Origin of the sequence: Actinomadura barringtoniae (assembly GCF_017573505.1) — a bacterium.
In the GTDB taxonomy this organism is placed as follows: domain Bacteria; phylum Actinomycetota; class Actinomycetes; order Streptosporangiales; family Streptosporangiaceae; genus Spirillospora; species Spirillospora barringtoniae.
Window position 1 is genome coordinate 1 of the sequence record NZ_JAGEOJ010000003.1, and the last position, 17,995, is coordinate 17,995.

Annotated in this window: 16 protein-coding genes and 1 riboswitch; of the genes, 6 read left to right on the forward strand and 10 right to left on the reverse strand. The window is 70.0% G+C overall.

Annotation, left to right across the window (positions count from 1 at the left end; translation table 11 throughout):
* On the reverse strand, positions 1-796 hold a 796-nt coding region (locus J4573_RS07050), incomplete at its 3' end, for a serine/threonine-protein kinase (RefSeq protein WP_208254469.1).
* Between the two features lie 246 nt (positions 797-1,042).
* Here J4573_RS07050 and J4573_RS07055 point away from each other — a divergent pair.
* On the forward strand, positions 1,043-2,512 hold the full coding sequence (locus J4573_RS07055) for an LCP family protein (protein ID WP_208254470.1): 1,470 nt from the start codon (positions 1,043-1,045) through the stop codon (positions 2,510-2,512).
* A 621-nt stretch (positions 2,513-3,133) separates the two neighbouring features.
* Here J4573_RS07055 and J4573_RS07060 read toward each other — a convergent pair.
* From J4573_RS07060 to J4573_RS07075, 4 genes are all read right to left on the reverse strand, one after another.
* Complete coding sequence (locus J4573_RS07060) at positions 3,134-3,916, reverse strand: hypothetical protein (protein WP_208254471.1); 783 nt, start codon at positions 3,914-3,916, stop codon at positions 3,134-3,136.
* 100 nt (positions 3,917-4,016) lie between these two features.
* The gene (locus J4573_RS07065) at positions 4,017-4,448 is read right to left on the reverse strand and encodes a guanyl-specific ribonuclease (RefSeq protein ID WP_208254472.1); all 432 of its coding nucleotides are present in this window, start codon (positions 4,446-4,448) and stop codon (positions 4,017-4,019) included.
* A 98-nt stretch (positions 4,449-4,546) separates the two neighbouring features.
* Positions 4,547-4,948 (reverse strand): YkvA family protein, encoded by a 402-nt coding sequence (locus J4573_RS07070; protein WP_208254473.1) that lies wholly within the window; start codon positions 4,946-4,948, stop codon positions 4,547-4,549.
* A gap of 401 nt (positions 4,949-5,349) precedes the next feature.
* Entirely contained in the window at positions 5,350-5,862 is a 513-nt protein-coding gene (locus tag J4573_RS07075; RefSeq protein ID WP_208254474.1) for a MarR family winged helix-turn-helix transcriptional regulator, read from the reverse strand.
* 62 nt (positions 5,863-5,924) lie between these two features.
* On the opposite strand from J4573_RS07075, the gene J4573_RS07080 reads away from it, so the two are divergent.
* The 4 genes from J4573_RS07080 (at position 5,925) to J4573_RS07095 (ending at position 9,543) form a co-directional block, all read left to right on the forward strand.
* Positions 5,925-7,199, forward strand: coding sequence for an amidohydrolase family protein (locus tag J4573_RS07080; RefSeq protein WP_208254475.1), 1,275 nt, complete (start codon positions 5,925-5,927; stop codon positions 7,197-7,199).
* A gap of 466 nt (positions 7,200-7,665) precedes the next feature.
* On the forward strand, positions 7,666-8,436 hold the full coding sequence (locus tag J4573_RS07085) for a Mut7-C RNAse domain-containing protein (protein WP_307796523.1): 771 nt from the start codon (positions 7,666-7,668) through the stop codon (positions 8,434-8,436).
* A gap of 47 nt (positions 8,437-8,483) precedes the next feature.
* Positions 8,484-8,873 carry a (deoxy)nucleoside triphosphate pyrophosphohydrolase gene (locus tag J4573_RS07090; protein WP_208254477.1) on the forward strand — a complete coding sequence of 130 codons (390 nt, stop codon included), beginning with the start codon at positions 8,484-8,486 and terminating at the stop codon, positions 8,871-8,873.
* Positions 8,874-9,291: 418 nt separating this feature from the next.
* Positions 9,292-9,543 (forward strand): hypothetical protein, encoded by a 252-nt coding sequence (locus tag J4573_RS07095; protein WP_208254478.1) that lies wholly within the window; start codon positions 9,292-9,294, stop codon positions 9,541-9,543.
* A gap of 170 nt (positions 9,544-9,713) precedes the next feature.
* Here the strand turns inward: J4573_RS07095 and J4573_RS07100 are convergent, their stop codons facing one another.
* Positions 9,714-10,778, reverse strand: coding sequence for a C40 family peptidase (locus J4573_RS07100; protein ID WP_208254479.1), 1,065 nt, complete (start codon positions 10,776-10,778; stop codon positions 9,714-9,716).
* Between the two features lie 7 nt (positions 10,779-10,785).
* A riboswitch (cyclic di-AMP (ydaO/yuaA leader) is annotated at positions 10,786-10,919 on the reverse strand.
* 473 nt (positions 10,920-11,392) lie between these two features.
* On the opposite strand from J4573_RS07100, the gene typA reads away from it, so the two are divergent.
* Entirely contained in the window at positions 11,393-13,249 is a 1,857-nt protein-coding gene (gene typA, locus J4573_RS07105) for a translational GTPase TypA (RefSeq protein ID WP_208254480.1), read from the forward strand.
* Between the two features lie 767 nt (positions 13,250-14,016).
* On the opposite strand, the gene J4573_RS55170 is transcribed toward typA, so the two are convergent.
* From J4573_RS55170 to J4573_RS07125, 4 genes are all read right to left on the reverse strand, one after another.
* Positions 14,017-14,739, reverse strand: coding sequence for a choice-of-anchor P family protein (locus J4573_RS55170; protein WP_208254481.1), 723 nt, complete (start codon positions 14,737-14,739; stop codon positions 14,017-14,019).
* Positions 14,740-14,777: 38 nt separating this feature from the next.
* Positions 14,778-15,572, reverse strand: a complete 795-nt coding sequence (ldt-CoaP, locus tag J4573_RS07115; RefSeq protein WP_307796524.1) for a L,D-transpeptidase — start codon at positions 15,570-15,572, stop codon at positions 14,778-14,780.
* A gap of 421 nt (positions 15,573-15,993) precedes the next feature.
* On the reverse strand, positions 15,994-17,106 hold the full coding sequence (locus tag J4573_RS07120; RefSeq protein WP_208254483.1) for an FHA domain-containing protein: 1,113 nt from the start codon (positions 17,104-17,106) through the stop codon (positions 15,994-15,996).
* A gap of 128 nt (positions 17,107-17,234) precedes the next feature.
* Positions 17,235-17,945: a 4Fe-4S single cluster domain-containing protein gene (locus J4573_RS07125; protein ID WP_208254484.1), complete on the reverse strand. Its 711-nt coding sequence runs from the start codon at positions 17,943-17,945 to the stop codon at positions 17,235-17,237.
* Positions 17,946-17,995: the final 50 nt, after the last annotated feature.

A 17,995-nucleotide genomic window follows, 5' to 3' on the forward strand; every position in this document is an offset into this window, starting at 1 on the left:
GGGTGCGGATGGGGAAATCGAGGCTCAGGCCGCAGTCGGCCAGCATCTGCCGGGCGACGTCGGCGGTTGAAGGGCGGTCGCGCGGGGTGTCGGCGCAGAGGCGGGAGACCAGGGTCCACAGCGCGGGCGGCACGTCGGGGAGTGGAGGGCCTACACGCTGACGCTGTTCGGGGTCGCCCGAGCCGGTGAGCATGCGCCAGCAGACCATGCCGGCGGCGTACAGGTCCTGGGACGGGCCGGGGCGGTTCCAGTCCAGGACCTCCGGGGCCATGTAGCCGGGTGTGCCCACCGCGAAGCCAGTGGTGGTGAGGCGCATGCCGTCCTCGCCCAAGGCGATCCCGAAGTCGGTGATGCGCAGGTGGGGCGCCCCGACCGGGCTGGGTTCGAGAAGGAGGTTGGTCGGCTTGATGTCGCGGTGAACGATCCCCGCGCCGTGGATGTGGCTCAGGGCTGAGAGGAGTTGATCGAGGAGTTCGGCGACGTACGCGGGCGGCAGGCGGCCGTAGTCGCCCAGGAGGGTCTCCAGTGACCCGCCGCTGACCAGGTCCATCGCGAGAAGGACGTCGTCATCGGTGGGGTACCAGGCGTACGGCGTCACCACGTGGGGGTGCGCCAGCCGCAGGGCGCGTTCGCGGACCGCGCGCAGGACCGTGGTCGGCCCCGTTCGGCGAACGAGCTTGGCCGCGCAGTAGCCGCCGGTCTGGCGATCATGCGCCCGCCACACCCGGCTCGACCCACCCGACCCGATCCGGTCGAGCATGGTGAACCGCTCGCCGATCACCCAGCCCGCACTCACGGGACCGATCGTACGGAACGCCTGCCGCGTCGGCCCATGAGGGCGATCTTGAACGGCGCTTTGCAGCTGTGAAGCAGACGCGCCCCAAAGGAGCCGATCCATCTATTTCGACATCCATGACAACACAAACGGGGCATCGCGCATCCAATACCGGGGACCAGCCACGGACCATGGGGCAGTCCTGAACCACACATAAGCTGACAAACCACCCGCCCCTGAGTAGGGCCTGCCGCGAAACGGAACCGGATGAGCGAGATGAACGACGACGACGCCTCTGGCGCCAAGCCCGCCGGTTCGGGCACCCCTGACGGCGGCGCCCCCGTTCAGGCCGACGAGGCCCCGGCGGCCCGCAAGCAGCGGAGCCGGCGGCAGAAGATCATCCGCCGTACGGCGCTGGGAGCGGCGGCGCTGGTGCTGCTGACCGGCGGCGGCATCGTGGGGCTCTACTACGACCTCATGGGCAACATCGACCAGAAGAGCGCCAAGGACCAGCTCGGCTCGAACCGGCCGAAGAAGCTCAACAAGTCGCTCAACATCCTGCTGCTCGGCTCGGACACTCGCGACGGCGACAACGCGCGCTACGGGGCGGCCGCCGGGCTGACCGGGGCACGTTCGGACACCGCGATCCTGCTGCACCTGTCGCCCAACAGGGACCAGGCCGTCGGCGTCAGCTTCCCCCGCGACTCGATGGTGCAGATCCCCTCGTGCAAGAAGGAGAAGGGCGGGACCGTTCCCGCGCAGTTCGGCATGCTGAACGCCGCGTTCGCCTACGCCGGCCCGACCTGCACGTGGAAGACCCTCGAGACCCTCACGGGCATCCACATCGACCACTTCGTCCAGGTGGACTTCTCCGGCTTCAAGCGCATGGTCGACGCGCTGGACGGCGTCGAGATCTGCGTCGACAAGCCGGTGAACGACCCGCGCGCCGAGCTCAACCTCCCGGCGGGCAAGCAGACCGTCAGGGGCGACCAGGCGCTCGGCTACGTACGCGCCCGTTACTCGCTCGGCGACGGCGGCGACCTCGGGCGGATCGAACGCCAGCAGAAGTTCATGGCGTCCGTCGTCAACAAGGCCACCAGCACCTCGGTCCTCACCGATCCGGCCAAGACCTACAAGTTCCTCAAGGCCATGACCAAGTCGGTCACGACCGACGACGAGCTCGACCTGTCCACGATGAAGAAGCTGGCGGACGGGCTCAAGGGCATGAACGCGGGCCAGGTGCGCTTCGTGACCGTCCCCGTCGAGGGCTACGCGCCCGACCCCAACCGCGTCCAGTGGGACACCAAGCTCGCCAAGCCCCTGTTCGAGGCGATCCGCCAGGACAGCGACCTGCCCGCCGAGCCCACCAAGAAGCCCGAGCACGAACTGCCCAAACCCGAAAAGGTCAAGGTCACCGTCGTGGACGCGGGCGGCAAGAAGCAGCTCATCGACCGCATCGTCACCAACCTCAGCCGCCGCGGCTTCGACGTCGCCAAGAAGGTCGAGAAGGGCGCCCCGAGCGCCAACAGCCTCATCACCTACACCGGCGCCGCCGAAGGCCAGGCCTCAGCACTCGCCCAGGCCGTCCCCGACGCCCTCCTCACCCCCGACGCCACCGTCCCCGCCGACGGCGTCCGCCTAGTGATCGGCGAAAAGGGCGTCCACCTCTCCGCACCCCCAGCCGCCCTCAACAAAATCACCGGCGGCGTCAAGGCCGACCAGAACCTCTGCAAGTAGCCCCCACACCAAGCCGGCACCCCGGGCTCCCGCACGAGGCCGGGGCCGCTGCTCCCCGCCGTCGGCGGTCGTCGTCGCGGCGAGCCTGCTGGTCGCCGGGGCGGTCGTTCCGGCGCTGGTGTGGTGGCGCGGCGGGCAGGCCGCCGACCGCGCCGCGCAGGCCCGCGCGGAGTAGGCCAGCGCCCTGCTCCCCCGCCCTGGCTGGGCACTGCACTGCTGGCTGAGGCTCTGCTCCCCACACTGGGTCTGGGCTCCGCTCCCCCGTGCTGGGCCGGGGCTCCCGCCCCTCGCGCTAGGCCGAGGCTCTGCGTCCCTGCGCTGGGCCGAGGCTCTGCGCCCCTGCGCTGGGCTAGAGCACCGCGCCCGCACGCTGGCCCAGGGCCTCTGCTCTCCCGCACTGGCCAGGGCGCTGCCCCTCGCGCAAGGCCCAGCCTTCTGCCCACCCAGCGCGAACTTCTGCCCACCCAGCGCGAATCCAGGGCCCTGTTTCCTGCGCGAGGCCGGGGACTCTGCTCCCGTGCATTAGGCCAGGGCCCTGCCTCCCGCTCTGGGCCGGGGCACTGGTGTACGCCGGTGGGTGGTGCTCGTTTGGGTGGCGGAACGTTGCGTGTGGGGTGGCCTCTATGGGGTCACGGCTGTGCAGTCGTGTTCGTCGGGGAGCAGGGGGCGGAAGGTGACGGTGTAGAGGGTCTTCCCGCTGCGCCAGTAGGGGGTGGGTGAGGTCGTCTGCGCTAGTTGCAGGGCCTTGTCGACGTCTGGACCGTTCAGCATGGTGCAGGTCGCGCCCGTGTTCACCGGCAGCGGCGCTAGCGGCCATGGCGCGGTCGGGGTCTTCGGGTCGGGTTCGGAGGCGGGGAAGCTCACCAGGGCGAGGCGCTCTGGGTGGTAGGTCACTGGCGGCCGTACGAGATCACCGGCGGGTAGCGAGCGCAGGCGTTTGAGCATGCGGTCGATCAGCCAGACACGGACGCCGCCGGCGCCTGCGGGCATCTTGGACAGGCGCGCCTTGCCTTCGGTGAGAAGCGTGATGTCAGTGCGGCCGCCGTCGATGATCTGCTCGTGGCTGCTGAACGTTCGGGACGATCCCAGCCCGGCGAGGCGCGCGTCGCGGTAGAGGCGGCGGTACGCCATGTGCGTGAGGCGCTGGTCCTTGACGACCTCCCGGGCGGGGCTCGTCGTGAGGTCGAACCCGGTGGTGATCGTACGGCCGTCGCCGTAGACCGAGATGTCCGGGACCGGGCGGTCGGTGGGCGAGGCCATGCCCTTCACGAACCGGACCCGCAGCACGAGCGCGTTCGGGTCGTTCGGCGGCTCGGGGCCCCACCACGTGTAGTGGTGCCCGAGGGCGAGAAGGCCGGCGACCAGGAAGATCGCAAGGGCCACCGACATGACGAGGCGTCGCATCCGGACCGACACGGGGCGTTGGACGATCTCGGCCCGCGTTCGGTTCCAGCTGAAGGCGGCGGGTGGGCTCCCTGCCTCGGGGGCTCACCCGCCGCGCGGGTCAGCAGCTGAAGTCGATGGTGGAGAACGACTCGTAGTGGTCGGCGGTCCAGTACATGCCGTCGTGGCCCAGGTCGTCCGAGGTGATGATCCGCCGGGCGCCGCGCGTGCTGGAGCCCGGGGTCTTTACGGTGTACTCGTGGTAGTAACCGCTCGATTCCTGAGGCAGCAGCCCCTCGCGGTTGTCGAAGACGGTGCCGTCCTGCGGGTAGGGGTACGGTCCGCCCTTGTCGATGAGGGCGATGGTGTCGTCGGCCTGCGAGGGCAGCGTGCTCTCACAGATCGGCGGGATGGCCGCATCGACGGTGGCGTGCACACCAGTGCCGGCGTGCGAACCCGTGTCGGCGTACGCGGCCGTACCGGACAGACCTGCGGCGAGGAGCGGCACGAGCAGTAGGGAGCGGGTGAACTTGCGTGAGCGGGGGGTCTTCATGGGGCGAGTGTCCTTCCAGTGGCCACCCCAAGGTCAATACGAGTCAGGGCAATTCATTCGATATTGACGACGGTGCAACCGGGAATTCGGCACTGATGTCAGGATTGCGACCGCGGCGGCCCGAGAAGTCGTTCGATCAGCCTGGTCTCGCCGGGCCACGCCTCCAGCAGCACCTCGCGCGGAACCTGCCGCCCCGCGTACCGCAGCGCCAGCGCCACCACCACGACGTCGTCGAGCGGCCCGATGACCGGCAGAAACTCGGGGATCAGATCGATCGGACTGGCCACCCACAGCCCCGCGAACACGACCGCCACCTTCGCACGCCTCGGCACCCGCGGATCCTTCCGCAGCTGCCGCACGGTGGTCACGCAGTCCGGGATGAACGACGCCAGATCGCGAGCCAACCCCGGAGGCAATCGCCGCGCCAGCAGGATCAACACTCCCCATGAAAGGACCAGCAGCCCGACTGCCGTGAGCACCCAAACCAGCCAGTCCCACACATCGCCCTCCCGAATGCACCCCCACCAGCAATTGTCCGCCGAACCCCCACTCCGCGACCAGCACAACCCCCGACGCCCACACCCCCAACCCGCAGCCGCCCCGAACCACTCAACGTCGAGCTTCGCAGCAGCAGCCCACGCCGGCAGCAGAGTCAGCGAACGACAGCCCCGGACCGCCGCGGACCGCCGCGGACCGCCGCGGACCGCCGCGGACCGCCGCGGACTTAGACGGCGGCAGGTCACGCACGGGCGTGGTCGGCGGCAGCGGCGTGGCAGTGGTGTCCAGGACTGCGGCGGGCCTTTGCGGCGGCGAGCCCGAACGGGCGTGGGGCCTAGTGGCAGCGGCCTAGGGCGGTCGTGACGTGCGCGGCCGTAGTCCGGGGAGGCGGGTGGGGTGGGGGTTAGCGGCGGCGGCGGTCTAGGACTGCGGTGAGTTCGCGGAGGGCGTCGGCGGCGGCTCGGATGGTGGGGGCGGGGATGCCGGTCATGACGTCTTCGTGGACAGCGCCGGAGGCCTTGAGGGCTTCCATGGTGACGTGGAGGCCTTCGGGGGTCAGTTGGACCCAGCGGCTGCGGGCGTCGGCGGCGTTGTCGGCGCGTTCTACATAGCCGGCCTTGGTGAGGCGTTGCAGGACGTTGCTCGTTCCGCCCGAGGTGAGGAAGAGGGAGCGGGTGAGCTCGCTGGGCTTGAGGCGGTACGGCTCGCCTACGCGGCGGAGGGCGGCGAGGACGTCGAACTCGGCGTACGTCAGGCCCATGTCGGCCAGCTCGGCGCGCAGAGGTTGCTCGAGGGCCTGGTTGAGGTGGGCGACGCGCTTGCTGAGCTCGGTGATCGCGATGAGCGACGCGGACAGGCCGTCCCGCTCCCAGCCCGGGACCAGGGCGTCCACCCCATCGCGCAGCTGATCGTCCATGCGTCCGAGGATACCCACTCAGCATGTTGCTTTTCGAAAAGCTATCTCTTAAGCTTTTCATCATGGCTTCTACTTTGATCTCGGGCGGCGTCGTCATCGACACCTCTCCCGAGCCCACCGTGATCGGGACCGCCGACGTACTGGTGAAGGACGGCCGGATCGCCGCCGTCGGTAAGGGGTTGGTTGTTGAGGAAGGCACCGAGGTGATCGACGCGACCGGGCGGCTCGTTCTGCCGGGGTTCGTGGACACCCATCGGCACACCTGGCAGGCGGGCCTCCATGGCGCGCTCATCGACGACACGCTTCCCGGTTACCTGGAGCGCGTGGTCGGCGGCTTCGCGCGGCGCTTCCGGCCCGAGGACGTGTACGCGGGCACGCTGGCGGGCGCCCTGGAGTGCCTCGACTCTGGGATCACCACGCTCGTGGACTGGTCGCACATCCAGCACACGCCCGACCACACCGACGCCAACCTCGAGGCTCTGCGGGCGTCCGGGATCCGGGCCGTCTTCGGCTACGCGTACGGAGGGGACGGCGGCAATGACGGGCGTCGCGCCGAGGCCACGCGGGTCAGGGGCGCGGTGAACGGGCTGGTCTCCATGGCGATGGCCGCGTTCGGCCCGGAGTTCGGCGATCTTGAAGGATCCCTGAACGAGTGGCAGGTGGCGCGGGAGCTCGACGTTCCGGTCACCGCGCACATGGGCGGGCACGGCGCGGAGAACGCCGAGCGCGGCCTGGCCTTCCTTGAGCAGCACGGCGTCGCCGACCACCCGACGACGTACGTGCACGCCAACTACTACACCGACGAGCACTTCAAGCGGATCGCCGACCACGGCGGCACGGTGTCGGTGTCACCGGTGACCGAGACCGAGCTGGTGATCGGCTACCCGATCACCGGCCGCGCCCGCGCCGCCGGCATCCCCGCCTCGCTGAGCGGCGACAGCGTGATCACCGGGGGCGCGGACATGTTCGCGATGATGCGCGCCGCGTACATGCTGGAACGCGTCCGCCCAGACGGCGCCGGGCTCGGCTTCACCACCCGCGACGTACTGCGCATGGCCACGATCGAGGGCGCGCAGGTCGCTGGCCTCGGTGACGTGGTCGGGTCGCTCACGCCGGGCAAGCAGGCCGACCTCGTCCTGCTGCGCACCGATTCGCTGAACGTGGCGCCCGCCCACGACGCGATCGCCGCCGCCACCCTGTTCGCGGACACCAGCGCGGTCGACACCGTCATGGTCGCCGGCCGCGTGGTCAAGCGAGACGGCCGCCTCGTCGACCACGACCTGCAGACCGTTCTGGAGAACCTGACCACCTCAGCCGCCCACATCACCGCCGCATAGCCCTGCGGGCTCCAGGCACTTGACCCCACCGCCTCCGGGGACCTGACCCCGACCTCGGGGCACCTGCCCTCCGGTTTCTCAGGCGCCTCACCGCCCGGCTTCCAGGCGCCCTCTTCCAGGCGCCCGACCCGCGCCCTCAAGGCACTTGACCGCCCGGCCGCCCGGCGTCGCCCACTGGCACGAGCGTGTGGCGCTCGCCCAGCGTGGCGGCCTGGGCGGCGGCCCGGGTGCCGAATTCGTTGCCGCCGCGACCTTCTGGCGCCTGGCTACCCGGCCTCTTGGCGCCTGGCCTTACGGCCTCGGGGCCTTACGGCCTCGGGGCCTTACGGCCTCGGGGCCTTGTGGCCCGGCGGGTTGCGGGCCTTGTGGATTGGCGGGTTGTGGGCGGGTGATGACCGGGGGGGGCGGTGGGAGGCGGGTGATAACTCGGAGGTGGTGTGAGGGGGACGCGTGGCATTCTGGCGGCGTGGACGAGTCGGACGAGAATCATCAAGCCGTACATCTTGAGATCGCCGACGAGCTGCTGACGTTCCTGCCCGCGTCTCGGCGGCGGGTTCGGCAGCGGGTGGCGCACGACGGGACCTCGACCGTCGGGCACATCGTCGAGGCGGTCGGGGTTCCGCTGCCCGAGGTCGGGCCCCTCACGATCGGCGGTACGCGGGTCGAACCGTCACATCGGCCGCAGGCCGGGGATCTCGTGCGGGTGGCGGTCGTACCGCGCCCGCAGGCGGTTCCGCTGGAGAACGGGCAGGAGGCCCCGCGCTTCCTGCTGGACGTTCACCTCGGCACGCTCTCGCGGCGGCTGCGGCTGCTCGGTCTGGACACCGCGTACCACAACGACATGGACGACCCGGCGCTCGTCGTGCAGGCGAACGAGGAGCGGCGCGTTCTGCTGACGCAGGACCGCGGCCTGCTGCGGCGCCGGGCGCTGTGGTTCGGCGCGTACGTGCGGGGAACGCGGCCGGACGACCAGCTTCGCGACCTGCTCGGGCGGTTCGCGCCGCGCCTTCGCCCCTGGACGCGCTGCACGGCCTGCAACGGCGTGCTGCTGCCGGTGGGCAAGGAGGAGGTCGAGGAGCAGGTCCGGGAGGGCACGCTGCGCAGCTATGACGTCTACGGCCGGTGCGAGATCTGCGGCCAGGTCTACTGGCGCGGCGCGCACGGCGGGCGGCTGGAGGAGATCGTCCAGGAGGCCGAACGGACCGTGGCAAGTGTCACGAATTTCGCTTCCCCTTAAACCCTTCTATGCGTCCGCTGCGTCCAAGCCAGACATCATGGGAGGCGATGACCATCAATGTTGTCGTAGGCGCGGCGATCATCAGGGACGGGCGGCTGCTGGCCGCCCAGCGGGCCGAGCCCGCCGAGCTGGCCGGGGGCTGGGAGTTCCCCGGCGGCAAGGTCGACCCGGGCGAGACCGACGAGGACGCGCTCGTGCGCGAATGCCACGAGGAGCTCGGCGTCAAGGTCGCTCTGGGTGAACGGATCGGCGGCGACTGGCCGCTCAGCCTGAGCGGCGTGCTGAGGGTGTGGACGGCGGAACTGGTCGAGGGCGAGCCGCAGGCGCTGGAGCATCTGGCGCTGCGCTGGCTGGAGCCCGGGCAGCTGTACGACGTGGAGTGGCTGCCCGGCGATCTGCCTCTGGTCGAGGAGATCCGCCCGCACCTGACCGCCTGACATCGGCGACGTGGACGTCCGAGACCAGGCCCGGCCAGGCCGAACCGGTCTCGGTGAGCGGAGTGACGGCTCCCTGCCACCAACAGGGAGCCGTCTTCCGTCCGAACCTCCCGCAGTGGAACTTTCGCCCATTGGGGGTTCCGCGAAGAGGCTATGGCGTGTCACGGAACGTACGCAGCGAGACGGCGGATTGTCAGGGCTATTCCGCTATGACGATCACGCACAGTCAGATCATGATCGCACCGCGTGTTATTACCTTGTGACACGCGCAACAGCGGTCTGAACGGTGCGCACCGTGGGAACCTCAGGCACGTGACCGGCACGTTCTCCCAGGTCGGAAGGGTCGGGAGGGCGCTCGTCCACCAAACGGGAAACCGGCACTCAACCGTTCGAGCCACGATGTGAAGGACGAATCCCGATGTGCTCATTGGGCAGCGACGAGCAGCTCTCCGGCCACGCCCCGGAGGCCACCACGAACCGTGACGACACGATGCTGATCTCCGTACGAGCGGCGGTCGTACTCCTGGCCGCACTGTTCGTGGCCGGGTGCGCGGGCATCCTCACGTTCGCCACCTCGCACGACCTCGCCCGCTCCTCGCTGGCCGCCGGCGGCGCGTTCCTCGCAGCCACCGTCTTCTGCAACAACACCGTCATCTCCCGCCGCGGTTAGCCGCCATGGGCCAGCACCAATGTGCCGGTGTCGCCGGTCGCGGCTGCAGGTGAGGCGCCGGAACGCGGAACCGCCGTGATCATGAGGCCGTTCGCCGCAGCGGGCTCATGATCACGGCGGCGGCGCGGAGGGCCGAGGCGCGGAGCGCGGAGGGCACCCCCGGGCCGTGCCTAAGAGATGCGGTTGGCTCCGGCGTAGTCCGAACGGTCGGACAGCTTGGAGATCTTCACGACGTCGCCGGTCGACGGGGCGTGCAGGAAGAGGCCGCCGCCGACGTAGATGCCCATGTGGTGGAGGTCGGCGCCGAAGTAGACCAGGTCGCCGGCCTGCAGGTCGCTCTTGTCGACCTTGGTGCCGAGGGCCATCAGGTCGCCGGTGTAGTGCGGCAGGCCGGGCTTGCCGACCTGCGCGTACGCCCAGACGACCAGGCCGGAGCAGTCGAAGGAGTTCGGACCGGCGGCCGCCCACACGTACGGGCTGCCGAGCTTGGTCGCGGCCTTGCGTGCCATCTTGGCGGGCAGGCCGGAGCCCTTGATGGTCGCCTTGAAGCCGGACTTGGGGTCCTTGACCGTGGTGGTGGTCAGCTTGTCGAGCTTCTTGGTGACCTCTGCGACCTTGGCCTTGGCGGTCTGGCGGGCCTTCTCGGCGGCCGTGGCGGCCTGCTGGGCCTGCTGGGCCTTGGACTGGGCGTCCTGCTGCGCGCGGTTGGCCTTGTCGATCTGGCCCTGGAGGCCCTGGACGACCGAGGCGCGGTTCTGCGCCAGGTAGGCGTCGTCGGAGAGGCCGCCGTTGCTGTCGCCGCTCCCGAAGCCCATGGCGGGGCTGCCGTTCATGTAGCTGGCGGCGGCCATGCGGCCGAGCTGCTCGCGCGCCGGGGTCGCCTGCTTCTCGAGCTTGGTGGCGTACGCGGTGGCGGCGGTCTCGGCCTTCTTGGCCTTGCCGAGGTCGACGCGGGTCTTGTTGTACTTCTCGGTCAGCTTCTCGGCCTCGTCGTTCAGCGTGCTGAGCTGCTTGCGCAGCTGGCTCTCGCTGAGCTTGCCGGAGCCGGAGCCCGAACCGGAGCTTGAGGAGGAGGGCGAGGGGCTGGGGGTGGAGACCGCTGCCGCCGCACGTCCGGGGGCAGAGGGGTTCGCGTACGCGGCGGGGATGGTGATCGCTCCGATGCCGACCGCGGCGATGGCGGCGACGGTGAGGGCGGGCGCCACGAAGCGACGTTTCTGGGGGTCCGGTGCCAAGCCGGTCTTCTCCTCTCCTAACCGCCTACCGGGTTAGCTGACGGGCTCGGGCCGGAGTCGCCCTACCGCTGGTGCGCGGATTCGCCCCCGGGGGAGTGTGGGTCCCCGGCTCCCCTCGCGGGGACTCGGCGGTCCAGTCGCCACCCCCTGGTCGGGGTTCCGAACGACCGGATCCGCAGGAGCGTACAAAGAAGTGTCAAAATACGCCAAACGGATGGTAATTACTAAGAGGGGCGCGACAGTCCCTCTGAGTCACGCGATACCGGTGAAACCCCTATATACGAGCGTGATCGGAGTGACCTGAGGGGCCAAAGAAAATCAACGACGGCCGTGAGAACCGTCACTCCGGCACACCCTCGCGGTCCCCCGCCCCGCAGCTCGCCCCCGAACGCGACGTGGCCCGTGAGGCTGAGGCCGTTCAGAGGAACCCGAGGTGACAGTGGGACACCGGCATCGCCCCGCGCCAGACCGCGTTCAGTAGAACAAAAGCGGTATCAGGGATGAAAACACCGCCTCATGACGGCGGGCCAGCCCAGGCGTTGCCGCGGGCCAAGTAGAATCGGGATGGCCGCACGTCTGCGGCGACCTCCAAACTTCCACCCAAGCGAGCACGCATGCCCATCTCCACGCGCGATGACCTCCGGAACGTCGCGATCGTCGCCCACGTCGACCACGGCAAGACGACGCTCGTCGACGCCATGCTCTGGCAGTCCGGGGCCTTCCGCGACAACCAGGCCGTCGACGACCGTGTCCTCGACTCCAACGACCTGGAACGTGAGAAGGGCATCACGATCCTCGCCAAGAACACGGCGGTCCGGCACAACGGGATGACGATCAACATCATCGACACCCCCGGCCACGCCGACTTCGGCGGCGAGGTCGAGCGCGGGCTGTCGATGGTGGACGGCGTCGTGCTGCTGGTGGACGCCAGCGAGGGCCCGCTCCCCCAGACCCGCTTCGTGCTGCGCAAGGCCCTGGAGGCCAAGCTCCCGGTCATCCTGGTCGTCAACAAGACCGACCGGCCGGACGCGCGCATCGACGAGGTCGTCGACGAGACCTACGAGCTGTTCATGGACCTCGACGCCGCCGAGGACCAGATCGACTTCCCGATCGTCTACGCCTCGGGCCGCGCCGGCCGCGCCGCGATGGCCAAGCCCGCCGACGGCGAGATGCCCGACAGCGAGGACCTCGAGCCGCTGTTCCAGGTCATCAAGGACACCATCCCGGCGCCCTCGTACGACCCGACGGCCCCGCTCCAGGCGCACGTCACCAACCTGGACGCCTCCAACTTCCTCGGCCGGATCGCGCTCTGCCGCGTGCACGCGGGCACCATCAAGAAGAGCCAGCAGGTCGCCTGGTGCCAGCACGACGGCAGCATCACCCGGGTCAAGATCACCGAGCTGCTGATGACCGAGGCGCTCGAGCGCAAGCCCGCCGAGCAGGCCGGCCCCGGCGACATCGTCGCGATCGCCGGCATCCCCGAGATCATGATCGGCGACACCCTCGCCGACCCGGACGACCCGCGGCCCCTCCCGTTCATCACGGTGGACGAGCCCGCGATCTCCATGACCATCGGCACCAACACCAGCCCGCTGGCCGGCCGCGAGAAGGGCACCAAGGTCACCGCCCGCATGGTCAAGGACCGCCTCGACCGCGAGCTGGTCGGCAACGTCTCGGTCCGCGTCCTGCCGACCGAACGTCCCGACGCCTGGGAGGTCCAGGGCCGCGGCGAGCTCGCGCTCGCCATCCTGGTCGAGAACATGCGCCGCGAGGGCTACGAGCTCACCGTCGGCAAGCCGCAGGTCGTCACCCGCATGATCGACGGCAAGAAGCACGAGCCGGTCGAGCGGCTCACCGTGGACATCCCCGAGGAGTACCTCGGCGCCGTCACCCAGCTCCTGGCCGTACGCAAGGGCCGCATGGAGCACATGACCAACCACGGCACCGGCTGGGTCCGCATGGAGTTCCTGGTCCCGGCGCGCGGCCTGATCGGCTTCCGCACCGAGTTCATGACCGACACCCGCGGCACCGGCATGGCCCACCACGTCTTCGAGGACTACGAGCCCTGGTTCGGCGAGCTGCGCACCCGCGCCTCCGGCTCCATGGTCGCCGACCGCACCGGCGCCGCGACCGCGTTCGCCATCACCAACCTCCAGGAGCGCGGCACCTTCTTCGTCGCGCCGACCACCGAGGTGTACGAGGGCATGATCGTCGGCGAGAACTCCCGTTCCGACGACATGGACGTCAACATCACCAAGGAGAAGCAGCAGACCAACATCCGCTCCTCCACGGCCGACAACTTCGAAAAGATGACGCCGCCGAAGCTCCTGTCGCTGGAAGAGGCGCTGGAGTTCTGCCGCGAGGACGAATGCGTCGAAGTCACCCCGGCCGCCGTCCGCATCCGTAAGGTTGTCCTGGACGCCAAGGAGCGTGAGCGCAGCCGCGCCCGCGCCAAGCGCGCCGCCGGCTAGACCTGCGTTACGGCGGACCGAACCCCGCGGCTGACCGCGGCAGCCCCAACGTTCCGGCCGACCGAGCGCTAAGGGAGCGGGGGCCGTCCTACCGCGAGGACGGCCCCCGTTTCCTATGTCTTCTGTCTTTCTGTAGCCCTGTCGCTTCTACAGCCCTGTCGCTTCGGCAGCCCTATCGCTTCTACAGCCCTGTCGCTTCGGCAGCCCTATCGCTTCTACAGCCCTGTCGCTTCGGCAGCCCAATCGCTTCTACAGCCCTGTCGCCCTGTCGTCGCGGCCGTACGAGCGGCTTACCGTACGACCACGGCCTCCAGGCATCCGCGCGAGCGGCCCAGCGCGTCTCCAGCCGCGGTACGACCGGCATGCCGTACCGACGAAGCCTTCACACCGCGCACCCACGCAGCGGCGCTCCTAGGGACTTAGCTCAGGGCGCGGGCCACGCCTGGCGGATCCTCATTTCCCTTCCCGCCCAGCGGGTGGCCTGCTGAGCAGGGTTAGCAGCATGCGCTTCGCCGGGCAGGCTGATCCTGACGCTGCGGGGCTTGCTGTGCCAGGCGAACGCGATGGCGCATGGAAAGCGCGTGCGTTGAGGACTGTCTGCCCAGCAGGTGGCTCGCTAGGCGGGGCTAGTGCTGCACCTGCCGAGCTAAGGGCGCTGCCTCGGCAGTGAGTGACTTGCTCGGCCAGTCAGGCACTTAAAGTGCGCGGGCTGGCGGGGGGCTTGCCCGGCCTGGGGGGTTGCTGGGCCGGGCAAGCGTTCTGCGGGGTCAGCCGGTGACGGGGAGCTCGCCGCCCACCGGGGTCGGCTTGGGCGCCGGGGCGGCCGGGTGGCCGGGGGTGCCCGGAGCGCCCGGGCCGCCGTTGCCGTTCGGCGGGGTGTGCTCGTCGGGGGCGGACGGGTCGACGGCGCCGCTGCCAGTGCCACCGCAGGTGGCGGACGCGACGCTGATGGTCTGGACGCCGGCGGGGCCGAGCGGGACCTTCAGCTCGATGGCGGTGACGGTGAGGCTGCCGTCGGCGTTGCGGACCTGCTTGTTGAGCATGCCGGTCGCGGTGCCGAGCGGGCCGAGCGCGATGTCGATGCCGCTGTTCGGGCGCGGGGTGGCGGCGAGGACGTGGCCACCGAGCTTGACGTGGACCAGGTGCGAGGCGCCGCGGCCGTGCTCGCACGTGGCCGTGACGAGCTTGGCGACCAGCTGGGCCTTGGCCAGGGCCAGCTCGGCGACGCTCGCGCGGGCGTGACCGGCCCAGGCGGCCGAGTTGAGCGCGCGGGCGTGCAGCACCGGGTTGGCCGGAAGCGCGATCAGGCTCTTGCTGAGCGGCCGGCGGCCGGCCGAGGACACCGTGGTCGTCGGCGGGATGGCCACCGGGCCGGCGGCGGTGATCGCGTACGCCGAGCCGTAGCCGGTGTTCGTCGCGTACGCGGGGGCCGCCGTCATGGCGAGGGGGGCGGCGAGAAGGCCGGCGACGGCCATGTGTGACCAGCGCATATCGTTCTCCTTTGTGGGGGGTGAATTGGGAAGGCTCGTCAGTCCGTAATGAGTACGGGCGTCCCGAGCGCGACCGATGAGAGTTGGGTCAGGGCGTCCGCCGGAACGCGGACACAGCCGTGCGTGACGGCCTTTCCGAAAACGGCCTTGTCCGTCCAGCCGTGAAACGCGACGGTGCCGGGCCCGCCGCCAAAGCTGTCCAGCGTTGCGGAATGCGTGCCGACCGGCAGGATCAGCGGGCTGAAGGTCGGCTTGGCCGGCTTCAGCAGGGCCAGTAGGAACGTCCGCCCGGTCGGCGTCGGGGTCTTGGCGTCGCCGACGGCGACCTTCCAGGCGCCGGTCGTCTTGCCGGCCTTGGCGAGGGTCAGCTTCCGGTCGCTGAGGTCGACCTTGATGGTGTACGGGCTGCGCGCGACGGTGAGGCCGCCGTTGTCGGGCACCCAGCCGGTGGCGCGGTTCGGCCTGCTGGGCAGCAGAACGCGGCGCCAGCCCGGCTTGGACTCCACGACGGGCACCCAGGTGGGGCCGCCCAGCTGGGTGGTCGGGAGGGTCGCGACGGCCGGTCCGCCCGGCGTCGCGGAGATCGGCAGGTCCTTGGCCGGGCGGACCACGGTGCCGTCGCCGCCGTCGGTCCCGCTGTCCAGCGGCAGGGACTTGACGGTCGTGTAGGTGGTCGTCTGCGGCAGCTTGGCCGCGTTCGAGGACGTGTTCCCCTCGGCCCCGGCGCTCTTGCTGCCGCCGCAGCCGGACGCCAGCAGGGCGACCGCCACCGCGGCCGCGGCGCCGAGCGGGAACGGACCATTGATGCGCGCACGCTGAGAACCAAGGCTCACGAAAGCTCCAGAGGTGCAATTCCCGGAAGTGGGGCTGATTGCCATCCGCGAGACCATTGCTCGCGAGATGCATATTCCTACCACGGGCATCTCGTTCAGAGCGGAGAGAATGCGGACACGAACCGATAAACACTCTCGCGTGGCCTTCTTACACCCCTTGCGAGCTGCACTGACGACCATTTTTCCGCTATTAGTTTTAAGTGGCTAATTCCCGGAAGGTGGCGGTTTATCCGCCGCGCCCGTCGGTCATGATCCGGAGTGCGTACGGCCCGGTATTCGGCGGCCGTACGGCACGGTTCGGTGTTCGTGAGGGCGTGCAGGCATGCGAAAGGGCGGCCCTCCCGGTGGGAGAGCCGCCCTTTCGGTGACTCGTGCTCGCCGCCGCCTCCGCAGACAGGCGGGCGGGCTGGCTGGCTGGGCGCTAGTTCAGTTGGACAGTGCCGGTGACGTCGGCGGCCAGGCGGAGCTGGTCGCCGTCGCGGAGGGGCGCCTCCACGCCGCGCGGCAGGCGTTCACCGTTGACGAAGGTGCCGTTGGTGGAGCCCTCGTCGCGCACCCAGGCGGTGCCCGACGGGTCGAGCCAGACCGTGGAGTGCCGGCGCGACACGTTGTCGTACTGCGTGAACGTCTGCGCCACCGGGGACTGGCCCGCGTCCCGGCCGAGCACCAGGTGCTGGCCGACCGAGATCTTGAGCTCGCCCGTCGGGAAGTGCACCCGCAGTACCGGCGTGCCCCGCTGCGGCAGCGGGCGCAGGCACGAGTCGCACTGCGCGGCGCCCGGGTTGGTGAGCACCGCCTCGCAGTACGGGCACATGAACGCCGTGCTCTGCGGCTGCTGCTGCTGGCCCATCGCGGCGTCCGACGGCAGCAGCGTCGCCTCCCGCCCGTGCGTCGGCGGCATGGGAGGCCGCTGATCGGGCTGATGCGGGGGCGGCGGGAACGGGTGGTCGCCCGGCATGTGCTGCTGCTGTTGATGGTCCGGAGCCTGCGGCTGGGGCGGACCCCATCCCTGACCACCGGGAGGCTGCTGCTGTTGCGGCTGGCCCCAGGGGTCCGGGGCCTGCTGCTGTTGCTGCTGCGGCGCCTGCTGCTGATAGGGATCCGGTGCCTGCTGATACGGGTCCGGAGCCTGCTGGTACGGGTTGTCCGGGGCCTGCTGCTGGTACGGATTATCAGGAGCCTGGTGCTGCGGCGGAGGGGCCTGCTGCTGATACGGATCCGGAGGCTGCTGGAAAGGATCCTGCGGCGGCCCCTGAGGCTGCTGCAGCGGCGGTCCCCAGGGATCCTGGCCGCCACCACCGCCACCGCCCTGCTGAGGCGGATGCTGCGGCTGCTGAGGCTGTTGGGGAGCACCCCAGGGGTCCTGGGGAGGCGGAGGGGCCTGCTGCTGCGGGGGAGCCTGCTGCTGGTACGGGTTGTCCGGAGCCTGCTGTTGCTGCTGGTAGGGGTCCGGTTGCTGAGGGTGCTGCTGGTATGGCTCCTGGCCGTACGGCTGCTGACCGTACTGCTGCTGCGGAGCGGGAGGCGGGGGCATGCGGGGAGGCTGCTGGGGGTCGTTTCCACCGGCGTTGCGCCGTCCACCGCCCGCACGGGCGAGGTTGGCACCGCAGCTCAGGCAGAGCAGATCGCCAGGCTGGAACGGAGCGTCACAGACTGGGCAGTTCAAGGTCGCCATGACACACCCCCGGCGCGCACCCCTGCACGTTCAAGCGTCGATGTGAGGTGCTCCATGTCACCCCTTCGCGGGATCCCGATGTAGTACACCCGCCTTCCCTCCGGCCCCTCATCCACGGACACCTGCACTCGGGGCCCTGCTTCTTCCTTTGCCATGTCGCCGGCCGCCGCTCCGTACCGTTCCTGCCCCAACGGGGTCAGCGGCACGATCCGCTGGTTGGCCGATCCCCTCCAGAGTAGAGAGCCACCCTGTGGGTGTCGCCCCCCCGGGTTGAGACGGTCGACGTACGGTCCCGCGACGACGGCGTCACACATCTCAAGGATCTCGCGCGTCTCGGTGGAGCGCGAGAGCCGAGAGTAGACATATCCGCTGTAGACGAGAATGTCCAACGGAATCGTCTCACGTGGCGACTCCTCCCGCCACGTGCGGATTCCCCGGAGCAGCTCGGCGAGGGCGGCGGGCTGCTGGAACGGCTCTCCACCCGAGATCGTCACTCCCTGCACCGGCCCCGGCAGCGACGCCAGCCAGCCGAGCACCGCCTCGACCGGCACCGCCTTGGCCGGATCGGCGTCCCAGGTGTCGCGGGACAGGCAACCGGGGCAGTGCAGCGTACAACCCTGCATCCAGATCCCGGCACGGATTCCGGGGCCGAGTGTGGTCACCGGAAAATGGGCCTTGGCCAGCAACAACTCGGTCACTCCACGTGATCCACCACCCCCCGGATCCGCCCCGTCACCGTCGGGGCCGG